At 65.3% G+C, this 5,422-nt stretch carries 5 protein-coding genes; 4 read left to right on the forward strand and 1 reads right to left on the reverse strand.

Annotated elements, in window-relative coordinates; all coding sequences use genetic code 11:
- Positions 1 to 57: 57 nt before the first annotated feature.
- Positions 58 to 495, reverse strand: a complete 438-nt coding sequence (locus JNK68_02865; protein ID MBL8539294.1) for an HIT family protein — start codon at positions 493 to 495, stop codon at positions 58 to 60.
- A 729-nt stretch (positions 496 to 1,224) separates the two neighbouring features.
- Between JNK68_02865 and JNK68_02870 the strand changes: the two genes are divergently transcribed.
- From JNK68_02870 to JNK68_02885, 4 genes are all read left to right on the forward strand, one after another.
- On the forward strand, positions 1,225 to 1,824 hold the full coding sequence (locus tag JNK68_02870) for a sugar transferase (protein ID MBL8539295.1): 600 nt from the start codon (positions 1,225 to 1,227) through the stop codon (positions 1,822 to 1,824).
- Positions 1,821 to 3,017 carry a glycosyltransferase gene (locus tag JNK68_02875; GenBank protein ID MBL8539296.1) on the forward strand — a complete coding sequence of 399 codons (1,197 nt, stop codon included), beginning with the start codon at positions 1,821 to 1,823 and terminating at the stop codon, positions 3,015 to 3,017. The genes JNK68_02870 and JNK68_02875 overlap by 4 nt, the downstream gene beginning before the upstream one ends.
- 123 nt (positions 3,018 to 3,140) lie before the next feature.
- The gene (epsF, locus tag JNK68_02880; protein ID MBL8539297.1) at positions 3,141 to 4,619 is read left to right on the forward strand and encodes a chain length determinant protein EpsF; all 1,479 of its coding nucleotides are present in this window, start codon (positions 3,141 to 3,143) and stop codon (positions 4,617 to 4,619) included.
- The coding region (locus JNK68_02885) for a tyrosine protein kinase (GenBank protein ID MBL8539298.1) at positions 4,619 to 5,422 on the forward strand (804 nt) is incomplete at its 3' end. The genes epsF and JNK68_02885, both read left to right, overlap by 1 nt.

Here is a 5,422-nt window from a genome sequence, read left to right on the forward strand (position 1 = left end):
TTCAGCGTGGTGTTTCCGGCGGCACGCGTGCGCGATGAACCACGCCGGCCGGTCGCGCTACGTGCTGACGATGCGTCCGAGACGGACGGCAAGGCGAGCGCGCAGCGTCGCATCGAGGTCGGCTGACGCTCGCACGGGCGGCTCGCGCAGCCGCTCGCCCCAGATCGACCCGGGAAACTGCGGATCATCGCGCCAGCGCGGGATGACGTGCCAATGCAAATGCGGCGTGAGGTTGCCCAGGCTCGCCAGATTGATCTTGTCCGGGTTCAGTACTTCGCGCAGCAGCGCCTCCACCTCGAACACCACCGCCATGACGTGACCGCGCTCCTGCGCGGCGAGGTCGGACATCTCCCGGATGTGCGCGTGCCAGATCACGCGGCAGAAACCGGGGTAGTCGGATTCGTCCACGAGCACCACACGCAGGCGATCGTCGCGCCAGAGCACGATGCCTCCCGCGCCGCTGCAAAGCGCGCACTCCGCGATCACGTCCGACATCTATGCCCGAGCCTCACCTCGAACACGGAGCTTCTCCGCACTCGTGAAAGTGCTTGCGTATGTCATGTCGTCGAACACTGTCTCGACATCCACTTGCTTTGCGAGCGTGCATTCGCACCAAACGTGGGCAGGAATCCGCAACGACATATCGATTATCCGCGCGGCAGAGCCATCGTGATCTCGTCGGCAATCCCTGTGGCACGGGCGATTCACGAAGTCGACGCATACACCGCTGCTCCCGTCGGCACGGATCATGCGCAACTGCACGTGAGGTCGTCGCTCTTCGGCGCGCCGCGAGGAAAAGGAGCCGCTACGCATGATCCTTCCTGCGCCTGTGACTCTACACGAAGTTGCTGGGACGCCGGGTGTGAGCAACATGCGCGGCACCAGTGTGCGACACCTCGCATCCGACCTCCTCGCAGCCCTCCGGGCTCCCCATGTTCGACATGAAGATGGGTCATCAGTGACCCACCATCTGCCCCGTCTCCCAGACTTGCATCACTCCCGCGCCCGTTGCGGCCGAATCGGCCAATTTCTGCTTGACAGAGAAGATGAAGATAAAGAAATAATACCCTGTAACCTATGGGTTATTTCGTACGTGCGTTTTGGCTGACCGGTCTGCTTAAAAACAACTAGGGAAGGCAGGGGTAAGCGTTGAACGTTGCCGCATATGTAGCTTATACCTTCGAGGGCAGGCAGCCGGGCATCCTGCTGCAGCACGACCGTGACATGCTGATGCCATGGAACCGGCTGGTCGGTCTCCTGCTGCTGATCCTGTTGAGTCCGCTCCTGCTCGCGATCGGATTCCTCATCTGGCGGCACGACGGTGCGCCGGTACTGTTTGCACACTATCGGGTGGGATGCGACGGCAAGCTCTTTCGCTGCATCAAGTTTCGCACGATGGTTCGCGACTCGGAGCGCGTGCTCGATGAAGTGCTGCGGGGTGATCCCGCCGCGCGCGCGGAATGGGAGCACAGCCAGAAGCTGAACGATGACCCGCGCATCACACCCATCGGGCGCTTTCTGCGGCGCACCAGCCTCGACGAGTTGCCACAACTGGTGAACGTGGTGCGCGGTGAGATGAATCTTGTGGGGCCGCGGCCGATCACCGTGGCGGAACTCGCGCGCTATGGCCGGATTCGCTGGCACTATCTCAGCGTTCGTCCCGGGATCACCGGGCTCTGGCAGGTCAGCGGTCGCAACAACATCAGTTACGAGGAACGCGTTGCGCTGGATCGACGCTATGTCGAGCAGCGTTCGTTCTGGTTCGATCTCAGCATCCTGCTCAGGACCTTCCGTACCGTCGTGGCGGGGGAGGGCGCTTGGTGACGGCCAACGTACTGCCGGTACCGGAAGCGTTTCACGGAACGACCGGCAAGCGTTGCGAGCCGCGCTGGCCCGACACCCTCACCGGCAGGGTCGTGCACGTCGTCGGCCGCGTGACCGACGAGGTGTTCAGCTTCCTCGGTCCGGCGACCAGCGCGCTGGCACGGCTTGGCGTGAGGCAGGCCGTGGTGATGATCGACGATGCACGCTACCGCTGCCATCTGGCGCGCATCCACGAATCCGTGGAAGTGATTCTCGCGCCGAGCACGCGCAACCCGATCCACCAGTGGCGGGAGGTGCTGCGAGCATGCCGTGTGTCTCTGGAGGGCGGTCCGCTGCATGCCGTGCACCTGCATGGCCTGCTGCCGTGCCTGGTCGGGGCCGGGGCGGTACGTTCGGCGCGACTGCAACTGCCGATCCTCTATTCGCCACATGGCTCTCGGTCCCTAGGATCGATGCGGACGATGGGCGTGCTCGCTCCTTCGCTCATTCGTCCGTTGATTCGCCCGCTTCCGCACGCGGCCATCGTCACCGTGCCACGGGAAGCCTTCGCATTCGAGAAGTGGGAATCGGTTGCAGTCGTGGAAAATCCGGTGGCGGAGGTTTTTCACAAGGTTCGCCGCCACGAGGCCCGCCAGCCGCTCATCGTCACCGGCGGGCGCGGTCAGGACCGGCGCGGTGTTGCCCGCTTTGCGCAATTCGCCGTGCTGCTCGGCGGGGATCTGCGCGTCGGTTTCAACTGGCTCGGGACGGTGGACGCGAGCGTGCGGCAGCGACTGACGGCGGCGAATGTCGCTGTCTTCGATGTCACGAGCGAGCAGGAATGCGCATCGCGTCTCGCCTCCGCCTGGATCTACGCGGCTCCCGGTGCGACGCGGGGATTCCCGCTGTTCCTCGCGCGGGCGATGGCGGTGGGTCTGCCGTGCGTGGTTGCCGACAGCCCGCACCACCGCGGTGTGATTCGGCATGGCGAGACGGGTTTCCTGTGTCGTTCGGAGCGCGCCATGCTCGAACGCATCGCCACGCTTCTCGACAATCCCGGATTGCGCGCACGCATCGGTGCGGCGGCGCGCGACGAGGCAAGGAGCAGGTTCGGCGAGCACCGGTTCAGTGCGAGCCTGCTCGCCGCCTACGCCGAAAACGCCTTGCGGATGGGCGTTGCCGAGATCGGGGGAGTGCTTGGTCAAAGCCATTAGTGCCGCCCCGGGCAGCGAGCGCAGCAGCCCGCAGGCGAGCACGGCACGCAGCGGAATTTGGATAGGCACGATCGGGTTCGCTCCGGCGAACGCTTCGATGGACAGGACCACGGGAGTATGCAGATGCCCATGACGATCGAGCAGTTTCTGGTCATCCTGACTGCACGCTGGCGCTCGATAGCCATCGTGTTTGCAGGTGTTGTGTTCCTAGTCCTCACCGTGAGCCTTCTGCTGCCGAAGCGCTACACGGGGACGGCATCGGTGGTGCTCGATGTGCGCACGCCGGACCGCGCAGCAGGTGGCCCCAATACACCCATGGTCGTCACCGGCATGCTGGCACCCAGCTACATGACGACACAGGTGCAGGTGGTGACCAGCGAGCGGGTGGCACGCGGCGCGATCCGCGCCCTCGGCCTGCAGAACGATGCCGAACTCAAGGCGGCGTGGATCGAGGACACCGAAGGCAAGGGCGACTTCGAGGCTTGGCTCGCCGTACTCTTGCAGAAGCAACTCGACGTCATTGCAGCGCGCGACTCCAACATCATCGACATCGCGTATTCGTCGAAGGATCCGGCACAGGCGGCGGCCGTGGCCAATGCCTTCATGCAGTCGTACATCGACACCACGCTGGAGCTCAAGGTCGAGCCCGCACGTGCCTACAAGAGCTTTTTCGACGAGCGCGCGAAGCGTCTGCGCCAGGATCTCGAAGCTGCGCAGGGGCGTCTCTCGCGGTTCCAGAAAGCCAACCAGATCCTCGTGTCGCCGGACCGGATGGACGTCGAGACGGCGCGCCTCGCCAATCTGACGACACAGCTGGTCGAGCTTCAGGCGAGCGCTGCGCAAAACGAAGGCAAGCGCGCGCAGGCCGGGGGGGCGCGTCAAGACCAGTTGCCCGAGGTGATCAGCAACCCCCTCGTCTCGCAGCTTTCCGCCTCGGTGGCAAACGAGGAGGCGCGGCTCAAGGAGCTGACGTCGCGTTACGGCCCGCGCCACCCGCAGCTGATCGAGCAGCGGGCGCGGCTCGCCGAGGTGCAAAGCAAGCTGCAGGCGGCCACCGCGCGCGCGACCGGAAGCGTCAGCGTCAATACCACCGTGAATCAGGCGCAGATCGCCCGCATGGAGAAACTGCTCAATGAGCAGCGGGCGAAGGTCCTGAAGCTGCAGGGCCTGCGCGACGAGGGAGAACTCCTGCGCCGGGACGTGGAAATCGCTCAGACTGCCTACAGCGCCATGGAACAGCACGTCGTCGAGACCGGCGTCGAAAGCGAGAACACGAGCACGAACGTTTCGGTGCTCAAGCGTGCCACGGAGCCGGCGACACCGTCCTCGCCCCGCCTCCTTCGCAACCTGGCGGCAGCGATGGTGCTCGGCATGCTGCTGGGATTGGCGAATGCGCTCGTGCGCGAAATGCGCGACCGGCGCGTGCGCACTCACGCCGACATCGAAATCGAACTCGGACAGCCGCTCATGTTGACCTTGCCGAAAGCGACATTTCCCAGGGGAGGCAAGGGCAGGACGCGGACGCGTTCGATCCTCGACAATCGCCGGCCGCTGCCAGGCCTGCGGCGCACCGGCGCCGCGACGAGTGGAGCACCCATCTGATGAGCTCGCGCCCAAGATTCATCCCGCTGGGGGAAAGGCCCGGCAGCGTCGTCGCTGCCGACGAGACGAAACCTGTCGGACCCGAGCGACCGCTCGGGCGCATCATGCGCGACGCCAAGATGATCACCGAACAGCAGATCGGTGAGATTCTCGCCCACCAGCGCAGTCGCGGCGTGTGTTTCGGCGAAGCCGCCGTGGCGCTCAAGCTCGTCAGTCGTGAAGACGTCGAGTGGGCCGTTGCACAGCAGTTCGAATACCCGGTCGCACCCGAAGGTGCACCAGGCAGCCCCGAGCTGGTGGTGGCGACCAAGCCGTTCGGCCGCGAAGCCGAGGCGTTCCGTGAACTGCGCACCCAGCTCATGATGGGGATTCTGTCGCAGGACATGCCGCCATGTGCGCTCGCGATCGTGAGTCCGGACATCGGCGACGGCAGGACTTACGTCGCTGCAAATGTCGCCGTCGCGTTCAGCCAGCTGGACGGCGGCGGCACGTTGCTGCTCGACGCCAACCTGCGGCGCCCGCGTCAGCAGACCCTGTTCGGCGTCGAAACGGGAATGCCGGGGCTCGCGAGCGTGCTCGCCGGCCGGGCCGATCCCCGAGTCGTACAGCCGATGCGCCACCTGCCGAGTCTTCACGTGCTGCCGGCGGGCACGCCGCCGCCGAATCCCCTGGAGCTGTTGCAGCGCTCCGCGTTTGCGCACCTGCTGCGGGATCTGCTCGGCAGGTTTGCGTACGTCATCGTGGACACGCCGGCTGCCTCGCAGGGTGCCGACGCGCGCGTGATCGCCGCTGCCTGCGGTGCG

This window comes from Betaproteobacteria bacterium (assembly GCA_016791345.1).
Classification (GTDB): domain Bacteria; phylum Pseudomonadota; class Gammaproteobacteria; order Burkholderiales; family JAEUMW01; genus JAEUMW01.

Bases quoted from the DNA above. Each gene is read 5' to 3' on its own strand.
- JNK68_02865 (MBL8539294.1), bottom strand. From the start codon at position 495: ATGTCGGACGTGATCGCGGAGTGCGCGCTTTGCAGCGGCGCGGGAGGC.
- JNK68_02870 (MBL8539295.1), top strand. From the start codon at position 1,225: ATGCTGATGCCATGGAACCGGCTGGTCGGTCTCCTGCTGCTGATCCTG.
- epsF (MBL8539297.1), top strand. From the start codon at position 3,141: ATGCCCATGACGATCGAGCAGTTTCTGGTCATCCTGACTGCACGCTGG.